The 20,825-nt window shown below is 65.9% G+C and carries 15 protein-coding genes; 2 read left to right on the forward strand and 13 right to left on the reverse strand.

Annotated elements, in window-relative coordinates; genetic code table 11:
- Positions 1 to 28 precede the first annotated feature (28 nt).
- The 6 genes from MWU77_RS04430 to MWU77_RS04455 form a co-directional block, all read right to left on the reverse strand.
- Positions 29 to 1,627, reverse strand: coding sequence for a carboxyl transferase domain-containing protein (locus MWU77_RS04430; protein ID WP_247273067.1), 1,599 nt, complete (start codon positions 1,625 to 1,627; stop codon positions 29 to 31).
- Positions 1,624 to 2,772: an acyl-CoA dehydrogenase family protein gene (locus MWU77_RS04435; RefSeq protein ID WP_247273068.1), complete on the reverse strand. Its 1,149-nt coding sequence runs from the start codon at positions 2,770 to 2,772 to the stop codon at positions 1,624 to 1,626. Before MWU77_RS04435 ends, MWU77_RS04430 begins: the two co-directional genes overlap by 4 nt.
- Positions 2,769 to 4,424: an acyclic terpene utilization AtuA family protein gene (locus MWU77_RS04440; RefSeq protein ID WP_247273069.1), complete on the reverse strand. Its 1,656-nt coding sequence runs from the start codon at positions 4,422 to 4,424 to the stop codon at positions 2,769 to 2,771. The genes MWU77_RS04435 and MWU77_RS04440 overlap by 4 nt, the downstream gene beginning before the upstream one ends.
- Positions 4,425 to 4,492: 68 nt before the next feature.
- Positions 4,493 to 5,284 carry a TIGR03084 family metal-binding protein gene (locus tag MWU77_RS04445; RefSeq protein WP_169689977.1) on the reverse strand — a complete coding sequence of 264 codons (792 nt, stop codon included), beginning with the start codon at positions 5,282 to 5,284 and terminating at the stop codon, positions 4,493 to 4,495.
- A gap of 80 nt (positions 5,285 to 5,364) precedes the next feature.
- Positions 5,365 to 6,144: an SDR family NAD(P)-dependent oxidoreductase gene (locus MWU77_RS04450; RefSeq protein ID WP_247273070.1), complete on the reverse strand. Its 780-nt coding sequence runs from the start codon at positions 6,142 to 6,144 to the stop codon at positions 5,365 to 5,367.
- A gap of 181 nt (positions 6,145 to 6,325) precedes the next feature.
- Positions 6,326 to 7,255 carry a LysR family transcriptional regulator gene (locus tag MWU77_RS04455; RefSeq protein WP_169689979.1) on the reverse strand — a complete coding sequence of 310 codons (930 nt, stop codon included), beginning with the start codon at positions 7,253 to 7,255 and terminating at the stop codon, positions 6,326 to 6,328.
- A gap of 44 nt (positions 7,256 to 7,299) precedes the next feature.
- Here MWU77_RS04455 and MWU77_RS04460 point away from each other — a divergent pair, with 44 nt between their 5' ends.
- Positions 7,300 to 7,722, forward strand: a complete 423-nt coding sequence (locus MWU77_RS04460) for a PaaI family thioesterase (protein WP_240959891.1) — start codon at positions 7,300 to 7,302, stop codon at positions 7,720 to 7,722.
- Here the strand turns inward: MWU77_RS04460 and MWU77_RS04465 are convergent.
- The 5 genes from MWU77_RS04465 to MWU77_RS04485 form a co-directional block, all read right to left on the reverse strand.
- Positions 7,714 to 8,031: a DUF202 domain-containing protein gene (locus MWU77_RS04465; protein WP_169689981.1), complete on the reverse strand. Its 318-nt coding sequence runs from the start codon at positions 8,029 to 8,031 to the stop codon at positions 7,714 to 7,716. The genes MWU77_RS04460 and MWU77_RS04465 overlap by 9 nt on opposite strands.
- Before the next feature lie 6 nt (positions 8,032 to 8,037).
- Positions 8,038 to 8,406, reverse strand: a complete 369-nt coding sequence (locus MWU77_RS04470; RefSeq protein WP_169689982.1) for a DUF202 domain-containing protein — start codon at positions 8,404 to 8,406, stop codon at positions 8,038 to 8,040.
- A gap of 52 nt (positions 8,407 to 8,458) precedes the next feature.
- Complete coding sequence (locus tag MWU77_RS04475; RefSeq protein WP_169689983.1) at positions 8,459 to 8,899, reverse strand: Rieske (2Fe-2S) protein; 441 nt, start codon at positions 8,897 to 8,899, stop codon at positions 8,459 to 8,461.
- Positions 8,900 to 9,000: 101 nt separating this feature from the next.
- The gene (locus MWU77_RS04480) at positions 9,001 to 10,521 is read right to left on the reverse strand and encodes a DHA2 family efflux MFS transporter permease subunit (RefSeq protein ID WP_169689984.1); all 1,521 of its coding nucleotides are present in this window, start codon (positions 10,519 to 10,521) and stop codon (positions 9,001 to 9,003) included.
- A 151-nt stretch (positions 10,522 to 10,672) separates the two neighbouring features.
- Positions 10,673 to 12,352, reverse strand: coding sequence for an FAD-dependent oxidoreductase (locus tag MWU77_RS04485; protein ID WP_169690123.1), 1,680 nt, complete (start codon positions 12,350 to 12,352; stop codon positions 10,673 to 10,675).
- Between the two features lie 176 nt (positions 12,353 to 12,528).
- Between MWU77_RS04485 and MWU77_RS04490 the strand changes: the two genes are divergently transcribed.
- Positions 12,529 to 13,020, forward strand: a complete 492-nt coding sequence (locus MWU77_RS04490) for a histidine phosphatase family protein (protein WP_169690124.1) — start codon at positions 12,529 to 12,531, stop codon at positions 13,018 to 13,020.
- Positions 13,021 to 13,182: 162 nt separating this feature from the next.
- Here MWU77_RS04490 and MWU77_RS04495 read toward each other — a convergent pair whose 3' ends face one another.
- Together MWU77_RS04495 and rpoB are read right to left on the reverse strand one after the other, a co-directional pair.
- Positions 13,183 to 17,154, reverse strand: a complete 3,972-nt coding sequence (locus tag MWU77_RS04495; protein WP_247273071.1) for a DNA-directed RNA polymerase subunit beta' — start codon at positions 17,152 to 17,154, stop codon at positions 13,183 to 13,185.
- 115 nt (positions 17,155 to 17,269) lie between these two features.
- A complete protein-coding gene (rpoB, locus tag MWU77_RS04500) occupies positions 17,270 to 20,776 on the reverse strand; it encodes a DNA-directed RNA polymerase subunit beta (RefSeq protein ID WP_169689986.1) in 3,507 nt (1,168 codons plus the stop codon).
- Positions 20,777 to 20,825: the final 49 nt, after the last annotated feature.

The raw sequence follows: 20,825 nt of genomic DNA on the forward strand, positions 1-20,825 counted from the left end.
TTGCTTGCTGTGTCGGTCACTGTCTACCTCACATCCGGAAGACGCCGAAGCTGTCGGCGCCCTCGATCGGCGCGGTGGCGATCGCCGAAAGGCACATGCCCACCACTGTGCGGGTGTCGCGGGGGTCGATGATGCCGTCGTCGTAGAGCCGTCCGGACAGGAACATCGGCAGTGATTCGGCCTCGATCTGATTCTCGATTGCGGCCCGCATCGCCTCGTCCGCAGCTTCGTCGAACGCCTGACCCCGAGACTCTGCTGCGGCGCGCCCGACGATCGAGATGACGCCGGCAAGTTGCGCACCACCCATCACCGCCGATCGCGCACTCGGCCACGCGAAGAGAAAGCGCGGGTCGAAGGCACGCCCGCACATGCCGTAGTGCCCTGCTCCATAGGATGCGCCGAGCAGGATCGAGATGTGCGGCACGGTCGAGTTGGCGACCGCGTTGATCATCATGGCACCGTGTTTGATCATGCCGCGTTCCTCGTACTCACGGCCGACCATGTACCCGGTGGTGTTGTGCAAGAACAGCAGTGGCGTGTCCGCACGATTCGCCAGCTGGATGAACTGGGCGGCCTTCTGCGATTCCTCGTTGAACAGCACACCCCGGGCGTTGGCGAGTATGCCGACCGGGAATCCGTGCAGCTGCGCCCATCCGGTGACGAGCGACGACCCGTACAGGGGTTTGAACTCGTCGAAATCGGAGTCGTCGACGATGCGGGCTATCACCTCGTGCGGGTCGAAGGGCCGCTTGAGGTCGCCGGGCACGATCCCGATCAGCTCTTCCGCGTCGTACCGGGGTTCGGGCGCGTTCGGAACGGCCGAGGGTCCGCGCTTGCGGTGGTTGAGCCTCCGCACGATGTTGCGCCCGAGGCGCACTGCATCGTGTTCGTCGACCGCGAAGTAGTCGGCCGAACCGGATGTGCGGGCGTGCATTTCGGCACCGCCGAGGGCTTCGTCGTCGGATTCTTCACCCGTGGCCATCTTCACGAGCGGGGGCCCGGCCAGAAAGACCTTGGACCGCTCCTTGATCATGACGACGTGATCGGACATGCCGGGTATGTAGGCGCCGCCGGCAGTGGAGTTGCCGAACACCAAGGCGATGGTTGGGATACCGGCGGCAGACAAGCGCGTGAGGTCGCGGAAGAGGCGCCCGCCGGGAATGAACACCTCTTTCTGGGTAGGTAGATCGGCCCCTCCCGATTCCACAAGTGAGATCAGCGGCATCCGGTTCTGGAGAGCGATGTCGTTGGCGCGCAGACTCTTGCGCAGGGTCCACGGGTTGCTGGTGCCGCCGCGTACCGTCGGGTCGTTTGCGACGATCACGCACTCGACACCTTCGACGACGCCGATACCCGTGACCACACTGGCTCCGACGGGGAACTCGGTGCCCCAGGCCGCGAGAGACGAGAGTTCGAGGAAGGGCGAGTCGGGATCGACCAGCAGTTCGATCCGCTCCCGGGGCAGAAGTTTGCCGCGGTCGTGGTGCCTGCGGACGTACTTCTCGCCGCCGCCCGCGAGCGCTTTGCGGTTCTCGGCGTCCAGGTCTGCGAGTCGCTCGCGCATCGAGTCGGCGGCAGCACCGAATTCGACGGAGTCGGGATCGAGGGACGACGGCAGTATGCTCACCCGTGGTACCCCAATCGCTTCGCGGCAAGTTCGATGAGGATCTCGCTGGTACCTCCGCCGATACCGAGAATGCGCATGTCGCGGTACTGGCGTTCCACTTCGGACTCCGCCATGTAGCCGAGCCCACCGAAGAGTTGGACCGCCTGGTGCGCGACCCATTCACCGGCCTCGACCGCCGTGTTCTTCGCGAAACACACCTCGGCGATGAGGTCCAGGTCGCCGCCGACTGCCCGTTCGACGAGGGCTCGCGAGTAGACGCGGGCGACGTCGATCCTGCGCGTCATGTCGGACAGGGTGCGCTGGACGGCCTGGCGAGTGATCAACGGGCGTCCGAACGTCTCCCGGTCGCGGCACCAGGCGATCGTCAGGTCGAGGCACCGCTGGGCACCCGAATAAGCCTGGGCGGCAAGGGCGATGCGCTCGGAAACGAAGCCTTGGGCGATCTGGAAGAAGCCGGAGTTCTCGGCGCCGACGAGGTTGGTGACCGGAACCCGGACGTCGACGAACGACAGTTCGGCCGTATCGGAGGCTCGCCAGCCCATTTTGTCGAGCTTGCGGGATACCGTGAACCCCGGTGTGCCCTTTTCGATCACGAGCAGTGACACGCCTCCCGCGCCCGACCCGCCGGTCCGGACGGCGGTGACGACGAAATCGGCGCGGCAGCCGGACGTGATGTACGTCTTGGCGCCGTTGACGATGTAGTGGTCGCCGTCGCGCACCGCGGTGGTGGTCAGGTTCCCGACGTCGGATCCGCCGCCGGGTTCGGTGATCGCGAGCGACCCGATGAGCTCGCCCGCGAGTGTGGGCTTCACCCATTGGTCGATCTGGTCGGGATCACCTGCGGCAATCAGGTGGGGCAGAGCGATACCGCAGGTGAACAACGATGCGAATGCGCCGCCGGAGGCTCCGGCCTCGTGGAATGCCTCGCACACGGTGAGGGTGTCGGCACTGTCTCCGCCGGAGCCACCGACCTCTTCGGAAAATCCCACGCCGAGCAACCCGAGCGCAGCCGCCTTCTTGTGAAGTTCGCGGGGAAGTTCGCCATCGCGCTCCCATTCGTCGAGATACGGCAGGACGTCGCGTTCGACGAAGCCGGTGACGGTCTCGCGCAATGCACGGCGCTCGGGGCTGTTCCAGATGCTCATGTGTGATCCTCCAGGAAGTCGATCGGGATGTCGAGGTGGCGGGACCGCAGCCATTCGCCGAGACCCTTGGCCTGCGGGTCGAATCTCGCGCGGGATGCCACACCGCTGCCGAGGATGCCTTCGATCACGAAGTTGACGGCCCGCAGATTCGGCAGCAGGTGGCGCGTGACGTTCAGTGGTGCGGTTTCGGGAAGGAGACTCTTGATGAGGTCGACGGTGAGAGTGTGTGCCAGCCAGCACCATTCGTCGTCGCTGCGTACCCACACGCCGATGTTGGCGTCACCGCCCTTATCTCCGCTGCGTGCGCCGGCCACCGCGCCGAGCGGTGCGCGACGGGTGGGACCGCCGGGGAACGGCGCGGGCAATTCAGGTGCATCGAGTGGGTCGAGGGTCCGGGTCTGTTCCGCAACCGGCACCTCGACGCGCGACCCGTCGGGAAGAACGGCCACGTGGGGAACCTGTGCGGCGTCGACGTAGCCCGCCGTGTACACGCCGTAGACACTTCCGGAGCCGGGCGGCGCGGTCAGCGACAATCCGGGATATCCGGCGAGCGCGAACTCCACCGCAGCCGCAGTGAATCCGCGTCCGACGACCTTCGGGTCGGGGTCACGCACCGTGCACCGCAGCAGCGCACTCGCAGCTTCCTCGGTGTCCGCGTCGGGGTGGTCGGTGCGGGCGAGGGTCCATTCCAATTCGGCGGGGCGGGTCGGCAGGTTCGCCTCCATCTGGCGCCGCATGAGTTGCGCCTTGGCCTCGATGTCGAGGCCGGTGAGGATGAATTCGACCTGGTTGTGGAATCCCGCGAGCGCGTTGAGGCACACCTTGAGTGTGGGCGGTGGCGCCTCACCCCGCACGCCGGTGAGCCTGACGCGGTCGGGGCCGACCTGCTCGAGCCGGACTGTATCGATACGTGTGGTGACGTCGGGGCCCGCGTAGCGCCCGCCTGTGACTTCGTACAACAGTTGCGCCGTCACGGTTCCCACGGTGACCGCGCCACCCGTCCCGGGGTGTTTGGTGATCGTCGACGATCCGTCGGCCTCGATCTCGGCGATCGGGAATCCCGGACGCTCGAGGGTGTCGAGTTCGGTGAAGAACGCGTAGTTGCCACCGGTTGCCTGGGTACCACATTCGATCACGTGCCCTGCGGCAACCGCGCCCGCGAGGGCATCGAAATCGTATCGTGCCCAGCCGAAGTGGGCGGCGGCTGGACCGACGATGACAGATGCGTCGGTGACGCGTCCGGTGACGACGATGTCGGCGCCCGCGTTCAGACAATCCACGATCCCCCACGCGCCGAGATAGGCGTTGGCGGTGAGCGGCGGAGGGTCGGCGGTCAGGCCGAGTTCCTCGACGCGGGCGATGAGATCGTCACCTTCGACGTGAGCGATGTTCGGAGCGAGTCCGAGCGTGTCCGCGAGATCGCGCAGTGCTGCAGCGAGACCCGCGGGGTTGAGTCCGCCCGCGTTCGCAACCAGGCGTACGCCCTTGTCCAATGCAAGACCCATGCACTCTTCAGCTTGGCGCAAGAATGTCTTGGCGTAGCCGGTGGCGGGATCCTTCATGCGGTCGCGGCCGAGAATCAGCATGGTCAGTTCCGCGAGATAGTCGCCGGTGAGATAGTCGAGTTCGCCGCCTTCGAGCATCTCGCGCATCGCTGACAGGCGATCTCCGTAGAAACCGGAACAGTTACCGATTCGCACTACGGCGGAGCGCTCCCGATTCACTGCGCTTTCCCACTTTGTTCGCGTCCGGACCCGGGCGGGCCCGCGAATGCCTGCGCGATGTCGAGCCAGGCGTCGGCGTCCGGCCCGCGTGCGACGAGCGCGGTGTCGCTGCGGTGCACACGCTGTGTGACGAGCAGGCAGAAGTCGAGTGCCGGACCGGTCACCGATTGCGCAGCGTCGTCCGGCCCCCAGGTCCAGGTGCTGCCGTCCGGTGCGGCGAGCTCGACGCGGAACGGCTCCGCCGGGACCGCGCGATCGCGGAGGACGAACGCGAAGTCGCGAGTGCGGACTCCGATGTGCGCGACGTGTCGCAGGCGTGTCGTCGGCCTGGGTGCCGTCCCGAGCGCCGCCGCGACGTCACGTCCGTGCGCCCAGGTCTCCATGAGCCGCGCCGTCGCCATCGATGCCGCCGACATGGGCGGCCCGTACCACGGGATCTTCTCCCCCGCGGGGACGTCGGCAAGGGCACGGCCGAGGGATTCGCGGCAGTGCCGCCATTCGGCGAGTAGATCCCGAGGCGGTAGGGCTGCATACTCACCGGCGCCTTCGTCGACGAATGTCGTTGCGTCGGTGATTTTTGCGGTCTCGGCGACGAACGTGGTGGCGTCGGTGACCGCGGTGAGTGCCGCACGGTCGGTCCACAGCAGGTGGCCTATCTGATGCGCCACGGTCCATCCCGCCGCCGGGGTGTCGCGACGCCAGTCGTCGTCGGACAGATCGGTCACGAGCGCATCGAGGGCGTCGCCTTCGGCGCGTAGATCACCGAAGAGCCCGGGCAAGTCCGCCATGCGACCAGCGTCACACGACCCCGCACATAAATCAAGCGCTCTTGATTGTTTTTTGTGGAAGCTTCCGGCCCGAGCCGAAATCAGACCCCGTATCCACCGTCGACATCGAGCTTCTGCCCACTGATGAATCCGGCGCGATCCGACGCGAGGAACAACACCGCCTCAGCGATGTCGCGAGCGTTCCCGAAGCGGCGCAACGGAATGTTCCGCTTGGTCACCTCGAGAGCGTGTTCGTCGAGATCACCGGACGAGATGAGCCGGTCCGCCATACCGTCGACGAGCATTCCGGGCCCCACGCTGTTGAATCGCACCCCGAATCGGCCCTCCTCGGCCGCAAACGCCCGCACGAGTGATTCGACCGCGGCCTTCGGCCCCGCAGAGAGCCCGTCCCGGACCGGATAACGGGTCGTCGCCGCGGTGGTGACGGCCACGACCGATCCCGTCGTGCGACGCAGTTCCGGAAGGACCGCGGACACGAGATTGAAGAACGCTTTGGTCTCACCATCCACTGCCGCACCGAACTGCGCCGGCGATACTCCCGACAGGTGAATCATCGGTATGTGCGGGCCCGCTGCATGCACGACGATGCGGACTTCGTCGAACTGTTCGCAGACGCTACTCACCCAGCGGGCGGTTGCCTCGGGATCGGACAAGTCGAGGGCGTCCCCTCTACTGACGACGCCGAGACCACGGAGTTCCACGGCCAACTGTTCGGCCGCCTCCACCCTGCTTCGATATGTGAAGGCCACGTCGTGGCCGGCTGCGGCGAAACTCCGGCAGATCTCGGCACCGATTCCGCCGGTGCCGCCGGTCACCAGGACCGCCCCCTGCCCCACATCCGCACTGTCCTCAGTGCGCATATTCTGCTCGGTCGACACTGATCCCCCGGTGTGTGAGCTGCCAACCACGGCGATGCTTCCTCCTGTGTCGTTCGGTGCTGCCTGCATGAGCCGCTGCGACCGTACAAGGAGTACAGCGGGGCTTCGGGAGCAAATCCCACACACAGGTATTCCCGGCCGGATTTCCCGAAAGGCCGATCCGTCACGGTGCGGCGGTGCTCCCCCGGGTCGCTCCGGTCCGCCTGGACCGGACGATCATGCGTAGGAGTTCACCCGCGGGACCCTGCAGAACGCGCGGAGGTCGCCACACCGCGCGCAACACCCGCGAGAGGTCCAACCCATCTACAGCGACCACTTTCAGCTGCCCGGACGCGACATGGTCGGCGACGGCGAAGGTGCTCAGCACGGCCGGCCCGACCCCACCGAGTGCGCTGGTGCGCACCGCCGCTCCGCTGCCCAGTTCGAGCAGTGGAGCCGGCCGTCGGTACTCCTGCAATGCGAGGTCGAGGGTGCGTCGTGTGCCGGATCCTTCCTCTCGCACCACCAAGGGCGTCGCAGCGAGTTCGGCCACCGTGAGTGGCCGACGACGGTGTGCCCACGGATGGCCCGGTTCCACCACGACGACCAGCTCGTCACGCGCCACTTCCACACTGTGCAGGCCGGTGGGGACACTGGGACCCTCCACGAATCCGACGTCGCATCCGCCCGCCGCAGCGATGTCGCACACCTGCATGGAATTGTGTACCTGCAACTGGATCTGGACGTCGTCGTGGACGGCGCGGAAGGCACCGAGCCATCGCGGGATCAGGTGTTCCGCGACGGTCATCGAGGATGCGACCACGAGTTCGGGATGATCTTCGGCGCTGAGCGCCGCTGCCGCGTCGAGCAGTCGGTGCGTGTCTGCGAGAACTTCCCTGGCCCAGTGCGCAACCACCGTGCCCTCCGGGGTGAGAACCGATCCGGACCGGCCGCGCTTCACGAGCACGGCACCGAGCTGCTTCTCGAGGCGCCGGACCGACCGCGTCGCGTTCGGTTGCGCCATCCCCACCATCCGGGCCGCGGCCCCGAGACCCCCGTGGTCGTCGATGCCGACGAGCAACTCCAGCGCTGCGAGATCCGGCCACTCGGTCATGCAGAAACGATATGCCAACGCTGTCGCTGAGGCAGAATGCGGCCATGTCGTCATTCGGTATCGACCAAGCCCGAGATGTCCTCGCCGCGCAACCGTTCAGCGTCCTGATCGGCGCGCAACTGTCGGCCTACGGCCGGGAGGGCGTGACGCTCGAAATCCCGCTGCGACCCGAACTGCTCCAGCAGTTCGGATTCGCACACGGCGGAGTTCTGTCGTACGCAGCGGACAATGCGATCACATTCGCCGCAGGCACCGCGCTCGGACCGTCGATAGTCACGACCGGATTCTCCATCGACTACCTACGTCCGGCGCAGGGAACACTGCTGCGCGCCCATGCTCGCGTCGTCGAATCCTCGAAGCGCCAGGCGCTGTGCCGGAGCGAGATCGTCGTGGTCGACGAAGTCGGTTCGGAGAAGGTGTGCGCGGCGGCCCAGGGCGGCGCCCGCCTGATCGAACTCTCACGTTGAGAGCAGGATCAGGACGAACGCGCAGACCCCGAGCGCTGCAACCGTGCCTGCAAGCAGCAGGTTGCGCCACAGGAAGTAGGTGTCGCCACCCACGTCGAGCCCGCGCACTCGCGCGCGGTGACTCCTCCTCGAGCTGAACAGCAGTACCAGCACAGGTACGAGGCACAGAAGTCCGATCGACGCGACGACCGGGCCGGGCCCAGGAACGAATCGCATGAAGCCCAGCACGATCGCGCCGAGCACAGCTTCGGTGCGCAACCACGCGAGTGAAGTGCGCTCGGGTTGCAGGCCGGGATCGTCGTGCCGCATAGGCGCTCACACCACGAGGGCCACGGCAAGAACGATCCCCGCCACCGCCAGCAGTCCCGCGAGCAGGTACGCGGCCCACGGGAACGGCAACGGCAGGCCCGAGCGCATGGCCTTCTCGACAGTGATCCATCGCAGCACCGCAATGACCACGAACACGACGGCGAACCCGAGCAGGACGCACGACAGCGCCGTGCGCACCACCGGTTCGATGACGTCACCGGCGAACGTCTCGAGTGCTACCGCTGCGGCGATGAGACCGAGGGCGGTGCGAATCCATGCGAGGAATGTGCGTTCGTTGGCGAGGGTGAACCGTGGGTCGGGTTCGGTGCCCTCGCGCAGCACCCGCGGACGTCGGTCTCGTCGCGTTGGACTCACATGGCGGACTCTAGTCCGGTCGGCTTCCGTTCACCGGTTACCGCGCGGTGCTTCAGCCGACGACCACGTCCGTGCCTCGCGCCTCCGCAGGTCGCGACTTCAGCGGTTTCTTCGCGGGCCCCTCGACGGGTGCCCCGTCGAGCGCGAACTTGCTGCCGTGGCATCGGCACACGATCAGGTCGTCCTCCACATCGGTGATGTTGCATCCCTGATGGGTGCAGATCGCAACGAACGCGTGGAAGTCCCCGGCGGTCGGCTGGGTGACGATGAGTCGCTTTCCTCCCAGGAACACGCCACTGCCGACGGGCACGTCGGCAACTGCGGCAACAACCTCGGCGTCCGGTCCTGGAGGTGCGGTGGTGGTCGCGGCAGGCGTGGGCTGCGGCGCCGGTGAGGTCGGTGCGCCGCATGCCGTCAGCGCGCCCGCCGCCACCGCGGTACCCGCGCTCGACAACACGACTCGCCGGGACATCGAGGAGGGGTCGCTACTCATTCACACTGTCCGTTCCGGTCGCTGACACATCCCGCTCAGCGTAGCCGCGCACCAGCGGCGGGGCCGCGACCTACGTCACCGCCCCGCCCTCGTCGCACGACTCAGTGCAGGGCGACGGCAGTCGGATCGCTCGGCTGCGCCGACTTCCTGCGCGGCAGGAAGGCCGCCGGGATCAGCGCGACCGCCATGACGAGCGTCGCCACCAGGAATGTGTCGCCGAAGGCATCGGCAAGAGAGCCGAGGACGGTCTGCTGCACCTCGGGTGGAAGCTGCGCGAGCATCTCTGCGTCGGGTTGACCGGTCGTCCCTTCCGGTGCCCCGTCGGGGGCGATGATCCGGCTCGTGAGGATCACGGACATCGTGGCCGTGCCGATCGAGCCCGCCGCCTGCTGGACGATGTTCATCAACGTCGAGCCGCGCGCGATGCTGTGATCGGTGAGCGTCTGCAAGGCCGCGGTCATCGTGGGCATCATGGTGCAGCCCATGCCCATGCCCATGACGAACAGCGCCCCGAGCAGGAGCGGGTAGCCGGTGTCGACACCGACCTGCGTGAACACGGACATGCCCGCGATGATGAGCACAAGACCGACCAGCACGATCTTGCCGGGCCCGATGCGGTCGACCAGCTGTCCGGCGACGGGCATCGTGAGCATCGCGCCGAGTCCCTGCGGGGCGAGGAGCAACCCGGCCATGAGTGTCGTTTCGCCGTGCACCTGGAGGAAATAGCTCGGGAACAGCAGGCCGGCACCGAAGAAGCCGATCGCGAAGACCGTCATGGTGAGGACCGCAAAGGTGAGCTGCCGGTTCTTGAACAACCTCAGGTCGATGAGCGGATGGTCGGTGCGTACCGCATGGAACACGAACGCGGCGATGAGCGCGACCCCGACGATGCCGGGAACGAGAACCCGAGCCGAAGCGACCGTGCCGGTCTCCGGCAGCGACGACACACCGAACAGGAACAGCGCCAGGCCGGGCGACAGCAGCAGCATTCCGACGAAGTCGAACGATTCGGACTTCTTCGGCGAATCCTTCGGGAGCACGACGAAGGCCGTGAGCAGCGCAACGGCACCGATCGGGAGGTTGATGAGGAAGATCCAGTGCCAGCTCGCCACGTCGATCAGCCAGCCACCGAGGATGGGGCCGCCGATGGGACCGAGGAGCATGGGGATACCGAGAACCGCCATGACGCGACCGACGCGCTGTGGTCCCGCGGCCCGCGTCATGATCGTCATGCCCAGGGGCATGAGCATGCCGCCGCCGAAGCCCTGGAGGACGCGGAATCCGATCAGCGAGGTGACATCCCACGCGAGGCTGCACAGAACCGAGCCGGCCACGAACAGAACGAGTGCGGTGAGGTAGAGGCGCTTGGTACCGAACCGATCGGCCGCCCATCCGGTGAGCGGAATCACACTGGCGAGAGCGAGGGTGTAGCCGGTCATCGTCCATGCGACCGTCGCGTAGCTCGCCTGGAATTCCGACATGAAGGTCGGAAGCGCGACGGAGACGACGGTGACGTCGAGGATCGACATGATGGCACCGAGCACCACCACCGACGCAATTTTCAGGACTGCAGCGTCGAGTTTCGTGTCCGAGGCCGAAGAATCTGCAGGTGGCGCTGTCATGGGCTACTCCGATGAATGCAAATGGCTTTCCGCCTGATTGGAATCGAGGTGGCAGGCCCGCGCGAGAGAGCGCCGGTGGTCGTGGTAAATACCGGAACGCGTGCGCACCGTTTGCCGATCCTAACGGCGATGGCCGACGCGCCCAAGGGATTTATCGCCGCACGGCCCCGATCAGGGGAAGTCGACGGCGGCGGCGACCGAGTTCGACGAGCGCGGCTCGCTCGGTGATCTTGATTCGTGGCCGGCCGCTCGCGCGACCCGCGGCACGTTCCGCAGCGTCGATGGTCCGCCATCCGTCGAGGTCGACGCGGTCCGGACGCCGCTCGGCCAGAAGCTTCCCGAGACTCCTGCGGTTGCCCCGCGGCGCTGCCAGCCGACCCGAGTCGAAGTCGGCGAGCAACGCGGCGACGGTTTCCTTGGCGCAGGCCTTGTTGGTGCCGATGACACCGCTCGGACCGCGCTTGATCCAACCGGTGACATAGACACCGACGTCGACGCGGCCACCGGTACTGGGGACGACGGCACGCCGGTCGTCGAACGGCAGATCGGGAACCGGCACACCTCGATAGCCGATCGACCGCAGGACGAGTCCCGCGTCGATGTCATCGACGTCATCGGTCGCCCGCGCAACGAGCGCGCCCTCGGGATCTTCCACCATCTCGGTGCGCGCGACCCGGACGCCGTCGACACGGTCCGCGCCGAGCACCTCCGAGGGGACGGCGTGGTAGCGGAAGACTATGCGCCGATTGCCCTCCCGCACCTCGCGCGCGGCGTATTCACGCGCGAGCTGCACGCGCATCGCCACGGCGGGGTCCGTCGCCACAGCGTGCTCACCGGCCTCGTCGAGTTCCAGGTCGGCTTCGTCGATGACGATGTCCACTCCCTCGAGCTCGCCGAGCGCGAGGAATTCGGGGTTGCTGTATGCGGCCTGTGCAGGCCCTCTGCGGCCGAGGAGAACGATCTCACGGATATTGCTGTGCCGCAGCGCCTCGAGGGCGTGATCGGCGATGTCGGTGCGCGCGAGGTCCTCGACGTCCATTGCGAGGATACGGGCGACATCGAGTGCGACGTTGCCGTTGCCGACGATGACGGCGCGTTCACCGGACAGATCGAAGGTGCGCTTCGCATAGTCGGGGTGGCCGTTGTACCAGGCCACGAATTCTGTGGCTGCGTGGCTGCCCTCGAGATCTTCGCCCGGAATGCCGAGGCGACGGTCGGCGGAGGCGCCCACCGCGTACACCACCGCGTGGTGGTGGTCGAGCAGTTCCGCGTGGGTGAGGTCGCGGCCGATCTCCGTGTCGAGGTGCAACGCGAAAGCGTCGCGACGGAAGGACCACTCGAACGACTCGGTGACCGCCTTCGTACCGGGATGATCGGGCGCGACGCCGGCGCGAACCAGTCCGAACGGGGTCGGCAGCCGATCGAACATCTCGACCTCGACATCGGATCGCTCGAGCAGTTCCTGCGTCGCATAGCAGGCGGCGGGACCGGCGCCGACAACCGCGACGCGCAGCGTTCCGCGATCCCGCGGCGCAGCCGGTGTCGGCACGAGAGGATTCCAGCCTTCCGGCATGGGGTGCGCCCGGTAGTAGTCGGCGTTGATCTCGGCGAAGCGGGCCTGGGACGGTTCGAGCTTGTCGTCGGGAAGGATTGCTTCGACCGGGCATGCGTCGGCACATGCACCACAGTCGATACAGGTCTGCGGGTCGATATGCAGCATCTCCGCCGACCCGAATTCACGCTCGTCGGGGGTGGGGTGAATGCAGTTGACCGGGCAGACGGCGACGCAGCTTGCGTCGTTGCAGCACGTCTGGGTGATGACGTAGGCCATGGCGAGATCCTCGAAGGGTGGGCGGCACAGCCGCGTTTGCATGTAACACGCTGTAACAGTTACCTGAACTGTAGTCTCGCATCCGCACCCGCCGCAAGGCCGATCCGCCGGATCGACGTCGAAAGCCCGACGTCGCCGTTCCGGTTCGGGCACGCAGCCCCTACGGTGGAGCGATGATGCCCCGCACTCTGATCTTGCTTCGCCACGGGAAGTCCGCGTACCCGGACGACGTGGACGATCACGAACGCCCCCTCTCTCCACGCGGCCGCCGAGAAGCAGGTCTCGCCGGTCGATGGATTCGAGCCAACCTGCCTGAGATCGACGCGGTGCTGTGCTCCGACGCGACACGCACGCGTAAAACCCTCGCCGAAGCGACGATCGACGCACCCGTCGACTATCGCGCGGCGCTCTACGGGGCCACTCCCGAGGCCGTTGTCGCGGAGATCCGCTCGATGGACCCGGAAATTCACACCTTGCTCGTGGTCGGGCACGAGCCGTCATTGTCCGAGACGGCTCTGAGCCTGGCCACAGACCACAGCAGCGACATCGCCCAGCAGCTCTCCGAGAAGTTTCCGACCTCAGCGCTCGCGGTACTCACCGTTCGAGGCAGCTGGGACGACCTCGAGCCGGGCCGCGCCGAGCTGACGGACTTTCACATCGCACGCTGAGCGGCACATCGGCACTGCACGCTGAGCGGCACATCGATACTGCACGCTGAGCGGCACATCGATACCGCACGCTGAGCGACGCTCCCTACGGACATATCCCGGAAACCACAAAGGTCCCGCCCTGAAGAGAGAGGGCGGGACCTTTGTGACTACGGCAGCGAACTACCGGTAGTCGTTGGAGTAACCGTAGTCATCCAGAGGCACTGCAGCACCGGTGTTCTGGCCGAAACCGTCCGGTGAGTAGTACTGGTCGTCGTACGCCGGGATGGCGTATGCGGCGGCACGAGCCTCCTCGGTCGGCTGAACCTGGATGTTCCGGTACTTGTTGATGCCGGTACCGGCGGGGATCAGCTTGCCGATGATCACGTTCTCCTTGAGACCGATCAGCTTGTCCGAGCGGCAGTTGATCGCCGCGTCGGTCAGCACGCGAGTGGTCTCCTGGAAGGACGCCGCCGACAGCCACGAGTCGGTGGCGAGCGACGCCTTCGTGATGCCCATGAGAACGGGGCGACCGGCAGCCGGCTCGCCACCTTCCTGGACCACACGACGGTTCGCGGCCTCGAACTCGCTGCGCTCGACGAGCGAGCCGGGCAGGAACTCCGTCGCGCCCGAATCGATGATCGTCACGCGACGCAGCATCTGACGCACGATGGTCTCGATGTGCTTGTCGTGGATCGACACACCCTGGCTCCGGTAGACCTCCTGGACCTCGTGGACCAAGTGGATCTGAACCTGGCGGGGACCCATCACGCGCAGCACCTCGTGCGGATCGGCAGCACCTTCGAGGAGCTGCTGACCGACGTCCACATGGTCGCCGTCACCGAGGACGCCCTCGGTGCCGTCGGCCTTGCGGATCACGTGCAGACGCTGACGCTTCGACAGCTTGTCGTAGACGACCTCTTCGCCACCGTCGTCGGGGACGATCGTGATCTTGTAGAAACGATCGTCGTCCTCGAGGCGGATACGTCCGGAGACGTCGGCGATCGGAGCCTTGCCCTTGGGGATACGGGCTTCGAACAGCTCCTGGACACGGGGCAGACCACCCGTGATGTCCTCACCGACACCACCCTGGTGGAACGTACGCATCGTCAGCTGCGTACCGGGCTCACCGATCGACTGGGCGGCGACGATACCGACGGCCTCGCCGATGTCGACGAGCTTGCCCGTCGCCATCGAACGGCCGTAGCAGGTCGCGCAGACGCCGGTGCCGGTGTCGCAGGTCAGGACCGAGCGGACCTTGACCTTCTGGATACCGGCCTCGAGGAGAGCCTCGATTGCGGGATCGCCGAGGTCGGAGCCACGCTCGACCACGACGTTGCCTGCCGCATCGATCGCGTCCGTCGCCAGCGTGCGAGCGTACGTGCTCGTCTCGATGTGAGCATCGCGGACGAGCCTGCCGGTCTCGTTGCCCTGTGCGTCACGCTCGGGCTCGGCAATGATCATCTCGATACCACGCGGCGTGCCACAGTCGACCTCGCGGACAATGACGTCCTGCGAGACGTCCACCAGACGACGGGTCAGGTAACCCGAGTCGGCGGTACGCAGAGCGGTATCGGCCAGACCCTTACGCGCACCGTGCGTGTTGATGAAGTACTCGGCGACGGTGAGGCCCTCACGGAACGAGGACTTGATCGGACGAGGAATGAACTCGCCCTTCGGGTTCGTCACCAGGCCTTTCATACCCGCCAGCGAGCGGATCTGGGTCATGTTGCCCGCGGCTCCGGACTTCACGATCGTCGGGATCGGGTTGTCGTCCGGGTAATGCGCCTCCATGACCTGGCCGACCTCTTCGGTCGCTTCCTGCCACAGCTTCACGAGCGAATCGCGGCGCTCGTCCTCGGACAGCTTGCCTCGGTCGTACTGCCGCTGGATCGAATCGGCCTGACCCTCGTAGCGCTCGAGGATCTCCTTCTTCTCCGGCGGAACCAGCACGTCCGACATCGCGATCGTCACGCCCGAACGCGTGGCCCAGTAGAAGCCCGCGTCCTTGAGCTTGTCGACGGTCTGTGCGACAACGATCATCGGGTAGCGCTCGGCGAGATCGTTGATGATCCCGGCCTGACGCTTCTTCGGCATGATGTCGTTGACGAAGCCGTAGTTCACCGGCAGCAGCTCGTTGAACATCACGCGACCGAGAGTGGTCTCGGCGAGCCAGTCCTGGCCGTAGCGCCATCCCTCGGGGAACAGTTCGTTCTCGATCTCGCGCGGCGGACGCTGCTGCGACAGACGCACCCGGATGGGGGCCTGCACCGAGAGCACGCCCCGGTCCACAGCCATGATGGCCTCGGCCGGCGACGAGTACACACCCTGCTCCGGCTCGTCACCGGATGCAGGCTTGTACGCGCCGACGCCGTCCTCGACAAGGCGTGTCAGGTGGTACAGACCCGTCACCATGTCCAGACGGGGCATAGCGAGCGGACGGCCCGATGCCGGCGACAGGATGTTGTTCGACGACAGCATCAGGATGCGCGCCTCGGCCTGAGCCTCTGCCGACAGCGGCAGGTGCACGGCCATCTGGTCACCGTCGAAGTCGGCGTTGAAGGCCTCACACACGAGCGGGTGCAGCTGAATGGCCTTACCCTCGACGAGCTGCGGCTCGAACGCCTGGATGCCGAGACGGTGCAGCGTAGGTGCACGGTTGAGCAGGACCGGGTGCTCATTGATGACCTCTTCGAGGACATCCCACACCTGGGGACGCTGACGCTCGACCATGCGCTTGGCCGACTTGATGTTCTGCGCGTGGTTCAGGTCCACGAGGCGCTTCATCACGAACGGCTTGAACAGCTCGAGAGCCATGAGCTTCGGCAGACCGCACTGGTGCAGCTTGAGCTGCGGACCGACGACGATGACCGAACGGCCCGAGTAATCGACGCGCTTACCGAGCAGGTTCTGACGGAAACGACCCTGCTTGCCCTTGAGCAGATCGGACAGCGACTTGAGCGGGCGGTTGCCCGGACCCGTCACCGGGCGGCCACGACGACCGTTGTCGAACAGCGCGTCGACGGACTCCTGGAGCATCCGCTTCTCGTTGTTGACGATGATCTCGGGAGCGCCGAGGTCGATCAGTCGCTTGAGGCGGTTGTTCCGGTTGATGACGCGGCGGTACAGGTCGTTGAGGTCGGAGGTCGCGAAGCGACCACCGTCGAGCTGCACCATCGGGCGCAGCTCCGGCGGGATCACCGGAACAGCGTCGAGGACCATGCCCATCGGCGAGTTGCCGGACTGCTGGAACGCTGCCACGACCTTGAGACGCTTGAGCGCACGCAGCTTCTTCTGCCCCTTGCCGCTGCGGATGATCTCGCGCAGCAGCTCGGCTTCGGCGTCGATGTCGAAGGTCTCGATGAGCTTCTGGATGGCCTCTGCACCCATCGCGCCCGTGAAGTACTCGCCGTAGCGGTCCTGCAGCTCGCGGTAGATCAGCTCGTCGACGATGAGCTGCTTGGGAGCGAGCTTCGTGAAGGTCGTCCAGATCTCGTCGAGACGATCGAGCTCACGCTGGGCACGGTCGCGCAGCTGACGCATCTCGCGCTCGCCGCCGTCCTTGACCTTGCGACGGACATCCGACTTGGCGCCCTCGGCCTCGAGCTCGGCCAGATCGGCTTCGAGCTTCTGCGCGCGGGCCTCGAGGTCGGCGTCGCGCTGATCGGCGACGCCCTTCTTCTCGACCTCCATCTCGGCCTCGAGCGTCGAGAGCTCGTTGTGACGGAGCTCGTCGTCGACCGACGTGATGACGTACGCAGCGAAGTAGATGATCTTCTCGAGATCCTTCGGAGCGAGGTCGAGGAGGTAGCCGAGACGGCTCGGCACGCCCTTGAAGTACCAGATGTGAGTCACGGGTGCGGCCAGTTCGATGTGGCCCATCCGCTCACGGCGCACCTTGGCGCGGGTCACCTCGACGCCACAGCGTTCGCAGATGATGCCCTTGAAGCGGACGCGCTTGTACTTACCGCAGTAGCACTCCCAGTCCCGGGTGGGGCCGAAGATCTTCTCGCAGAAGAGGCCGTCCTTCTCGGGCTTGAGCGTGCGGTAGTTGATGGTCTCCGGCTTCTTGACTTCGCCGTACGACCAATTACGGATGTCGGCCGCGGTGGCCAGACCGATCCGGAGTTCATCGAAGAAGTTGACGTCGAGCACGTAACTTCCTTTCCCCTGTGCGGGCCTTGTTGCTGCTAGTTGTCGCTATCGCTGCCGGGGCCCGATGCGGTACGCGGCCGGTGTGGCTCGGTGGCGTACCGCATCGGTTCGGCTCCTAGTTCGCGAGGTCGTCGACCGTGGCCGACTCGTTGCGGGAAAGGTTGATGCCCAGGTTGGCTGCTGCCCGCTCCAGGTCCTCGTCGTCGCTGTCGGCCATGGCGATGGCAGCGCCGTCGCTGGACAGCACCTCCACGTTGAGGCAGAGCGACTGAAGTTCCTTGAGGAGCACCTTGAACGACTCGGGGATGCCGGGCTCGGGGATGTTCTCGCCCTTGACGATCGCCTCGTACACCTTCACGCGACCCACCACGTCGTCGGACTTGATGGTGAGCAGCTCCTGCAGCGTGTATGCGGCGCCGTACGCCTGCATGGCCCAGCACTCCATCTCACCGAAGCGCTGACCACCGAACTGCGCCTTACCGCCGAGCGGCTGCTGCGTGATCATCGAGTACGGACCGGTCGAACGCGCGTGGATCTTGTCGTCGACCAAGTGGTGCAGCTTGATGATGTACATGTAGCCGACCGCCACCGGGTACGGGAACGGCTCACCCGAACGACCGTCGAACAGCGTCGCCTTGCCGTCGGGACCGACCATGACCTCACCGTCGCGGTTCGGCAGCGTCGACGACAGCAGACCCGTGAGCTCCTCTTCACGAGCACCGTCGAACACCGGCGTTGCGATGTTCGAGTCGGACTCGGCGGCGAGCATCTCCTCGGGCAGGTTCTGTGCCCAGTCGGGGCGCGATCCGTCGTCGGCGATCTGCACGTTCCAACCGGCCTTGCCGATCCAGCCGAGGTGGGTCTCGAGGATCTGGCCGATGTTCATACGACGCGGAACACCGTGGGTGTTCAGGATGATGTCGATGGGCGTGCCGTCGGGCAGGAACGGCATGTCCTCCTGCGGGAGGATCTTGCCGATGACGCCCTTGTTGCCGTGGCGGCCTGCGAGCTTGTCGCCGTCCTGGATCTTGCGCTTCTGCGCGACGTACACGCGGACGAGCTCGTTGACACCCGGAGGCAGGTCGTCGTCGTCCTCGCGCGAGAACACACGCACGCCGATGACCTTGCCGGTCTCGCCGTGAGGAACCTTGAGCGACGTGTCGCGGACCTCGCGCGCCTTCTCACCGAAGATCGCGCGGAGCAGACGCTCTTCGGGGGTGAGCTCGGTCTCGCCCTTCGGGGTGACCTTGCCGACCAGGATGTCGCCGTCGCGAACCTCGGCACCGATACGGACGATGCCGCGCTCGTCGAGGTCGGCGAGGACCTCGTCCGAGACGTTCGGGATGTCGCGGGTGATCTCCTCGGCACCGAGCTTGGTGTCGCGGGCATCGATCTCGTGCTCCTCGATGTGGATCGAGGTCAGGACGTCCTCTTCCACGAGGCGCTGCGACAGAATGATCGCGTCCTCGTAGTTGTGGCCTTCCCACGGCATGATCGCGAGGAGCAGGTTCTTGCCCAGCGCCATCTCACCGTTCTCGGTGCAGGGCCCGTCGGCCAGGACCTGGCCGGCCTCGACACGCTGGCCTTCGTCGATGATCGGACGCTGGTTCGAGCAGGTGCCCTGGTTGGACCGGTCGAACTTGCGCAGACGATAGGTGCGGCGGGTGCCGTCGTCGGCCATCACCGTGATGAAGTCGGCCGACACCTCCTCGACCACGCCGGGTTTCTCGGTGACGATGACGTCGCCGGCGTCCACTGCGGCACGCAGCTCCATGCCGGTACCGACGACCGGGGCCTCGCTGCGGATCAGGGGAACGGCCTGACGCTGCATGTTCGCGCCCATGAGGGCACGGTTGGCGTCGTCGTGCTCGAGGAACGGGATCATGGCCGTCGCGACGGACACCATCTGCCGCGGTGAGACGTCCATGTACTCGACGGAGTCGGCACCGACGTACTCGATCTCCGCGCCCTTCTTACGGACGAGCACGCGATCCTCGGCGAACGTATTGTCCGCGCTGATCGGCGAGTTCGCCTGCGCGATGAGGAAGCGGTCCTCTTCGTCTGCCGTGAGGTAGTCGACCTGATCGGTGACGACACCGTCGACGACCCTGCGGTACGGGGTCTCGATGAAACCGAACGGGTTGACCCGCGCGTACACCGACAGCGAACCGATCAGGCCGATGTTCGGGCCTTCAGGGGTCTCGATCGGGCACATGCGGCCGTAATGCGACGGGTGGACGTCGCGGACCTCGAGGCCGGCGCGCTCACGCGACAGACCGCCGGGGCCGAGCGCCGAGAGGCGGCGCTTGTGCGTCAGGCCCGACAGCGGGTTGTTCTGGTCCATGAACTGCGACAGCTGCGAAGTTCCGAAGAACTCCTTGATCGCGGCCACGACAGGACGGATGTTGATCAGGGTCTGCGGCGTGATCGCCTCGACGTCCTGGGTCGTCATGCGCTCACGAACGACGCGCTCCATGCGGGACAGGCCCACGCGGATCTGGTTCTGGATCAGTTCGCCGACGGTACGCAGGCGACGGTTACCGAAGTGATCGATATCGTCGACCTCGACCGGAACCTCGACACCGCCCGGAGCGGTCATCCAGTTCTCACCCGCGTGCAGGCGCACGAGGTACTCGATGGTCGCGACGATGTCTTCCTCGGTGAGGGTCGACGCCTCGATCGGCTGGCCGGTGTTCAGACCCAGCTTCTTGTTGATCTTGTAACGGCCCACACGCGCCAGGTCGTAGCGCTTGTCCTTGAAGAACAGATTCTCGAGGAGCGTCTGTGCGCTCTCCTTCGTCGGCGGCTCGCCCGGACGAAGCTTGCGGTAGATGTCGAGGAGCGCCTCGTCGGTGCCTGCGGTGTTGTCCTTCTCGAGCGTGGACATCATGATCTCGGAGAAGCCGAAGCGCTCCACGATCTGCTCGGTGGACCAGCCGAGTGCCTTGAGCAGCACGGTGACGGGCTGACGGCGCTTGCGATCGATGCGCACACCCACGGTGTCGCGCTTGTCGACGTCGAACTCGAGCCATGCACCGCGACCGGGGATGACCTTGACGCTGTGCAGGTCCTTCTCGGTGCTCTTGTCGACGGACTTGTCGAAGTACACACCGGGCGAACGCACGAGCTGCGACACGACGACACGCTCGGTGCCGTTGATGATGAACGTGCCCTTGTCGGTCATCATCGGGAAGTCACCCATGAAGACCGTCTGGCTCTTGATCTCACCGGTGTTGTTGTTGATGAACTCGGCCGTGACGAACAGCGGAGCCGCGTACGTCATGTCCTTGTCCTTGCACTCCTCGACGGAGGCCTTGACCTCGTCGAAGCGTGGATCGGAGAAGGAAAGGGACATCGAGCCCGAGAAGTCCTCGATCGGCGAGAGCTCGGCGAGGATCTCTTCGAGACCACCGGCGACGCTGCCGTCACCACGATCAGCAGCCTTCGCGCGCCAGCGCTCCGACCCGATCAACCATTCGAAGGAATCTGTCTGTAGATCGAGGAGCCCGGGAACTTCGAGGGGTTCGCGAATTTTCGCGAACGAAACCCTCTTCGGGGCTCCGGGGATTCCGGCAACTGCCTTGGTCTGGCTAGAGACTGCCAAGATGCGTCCTTCCAGCACCTCACGCGGGTCGCTCCAACCGGTGCGACCGCCGCTGTACCTGCTTCTT

It is taken from the genome of Rhodococcus sp. F64268, from assembly GCF_023015605.1.
Classification (GTDB): domain Bacteria; phylum Actinomycetota; class Actinomycetes; order Mycobacteriales; family Mycobacteriaceae; genus Rhodococcus.

Coding starts and splice junctions, on each gene's coding strand:
- MWU77_RS04455 (WP_169689979.1), bottom strand. CDS start 7,255: ATGACCGAGTGGCCGGATCTCGCAGCGCTGGAGTTGCTCGTCGGCATC.
- MWU77_RS04460 (WP_240959891.1), top strand. CDS start 7,300: ATGTCGTCATTCGGTATCGACCAAGCCCGAGATGTCCTCGCCGCGCAA.
- MWU77_RS04480 (WP_169689984.1), bottom strand. CDS start 10,521: ATGACAGCGCCACCTGCAGATTCTTCGGCCTCGGACACGAAACTCGAC.
- MWU77_RS04445 (WP_169689977.1), bottom strand. CDS start 5,284: ATGGCGGACTTGCCCGGGCTCTTCGGTGATCTACGCGCCGAAGGCGAC.
- MWU77_RS04440 (WP_247273069.1), bottom strand. CDS start 4,424: ATGCGCGAGATGCTCGAAGGCGGCGAACTCGACTATCTCACCGGCGAC.
- MWU77_RS04435 (WP_247273068.1), bottom strand. CDS start 2,772: ATGAGCATCTGGAACAGCCCCGAGCGCCGTGCATTGCGCGAGACCGTC.
- MWU77_RS04475 (WP_169689983.1), bottom strand. CDS start 8,899: ATGAGTAGCGACCCCTCCTCGATGTCCCGGCGAGTCGTGTTGTCGAGC.
- MWU77_RS04485 (WP_169690123.1), bottom strand. CDS start 12,352: ATGGCCTACGTCATCACCCAGACGTGCTGCAACGACGCAAGCTGCGTC.
- MWU77_RS04450 (WP_247273070.1), bottom strand. CDS start 6,144: ATGCGCACTGAGGACAGTGCGGATGTGGGGCAGGGGGCGGTCCTGGTG.
- MWU77_RS04490 (WP_169690124.1), top strand. CDS start 12,529: ATGCCCCGCACTCTGATCTTGCTTCGCCACGGGAAGTCCGCGTACCCG.
- MWU77_RS04465 (WP_169689981.1), bottom strand. CDS start 8,031: ATGCGGCACGACGATCCCGGCCTGCAACCCGAGCGCACTTCACTCGCG.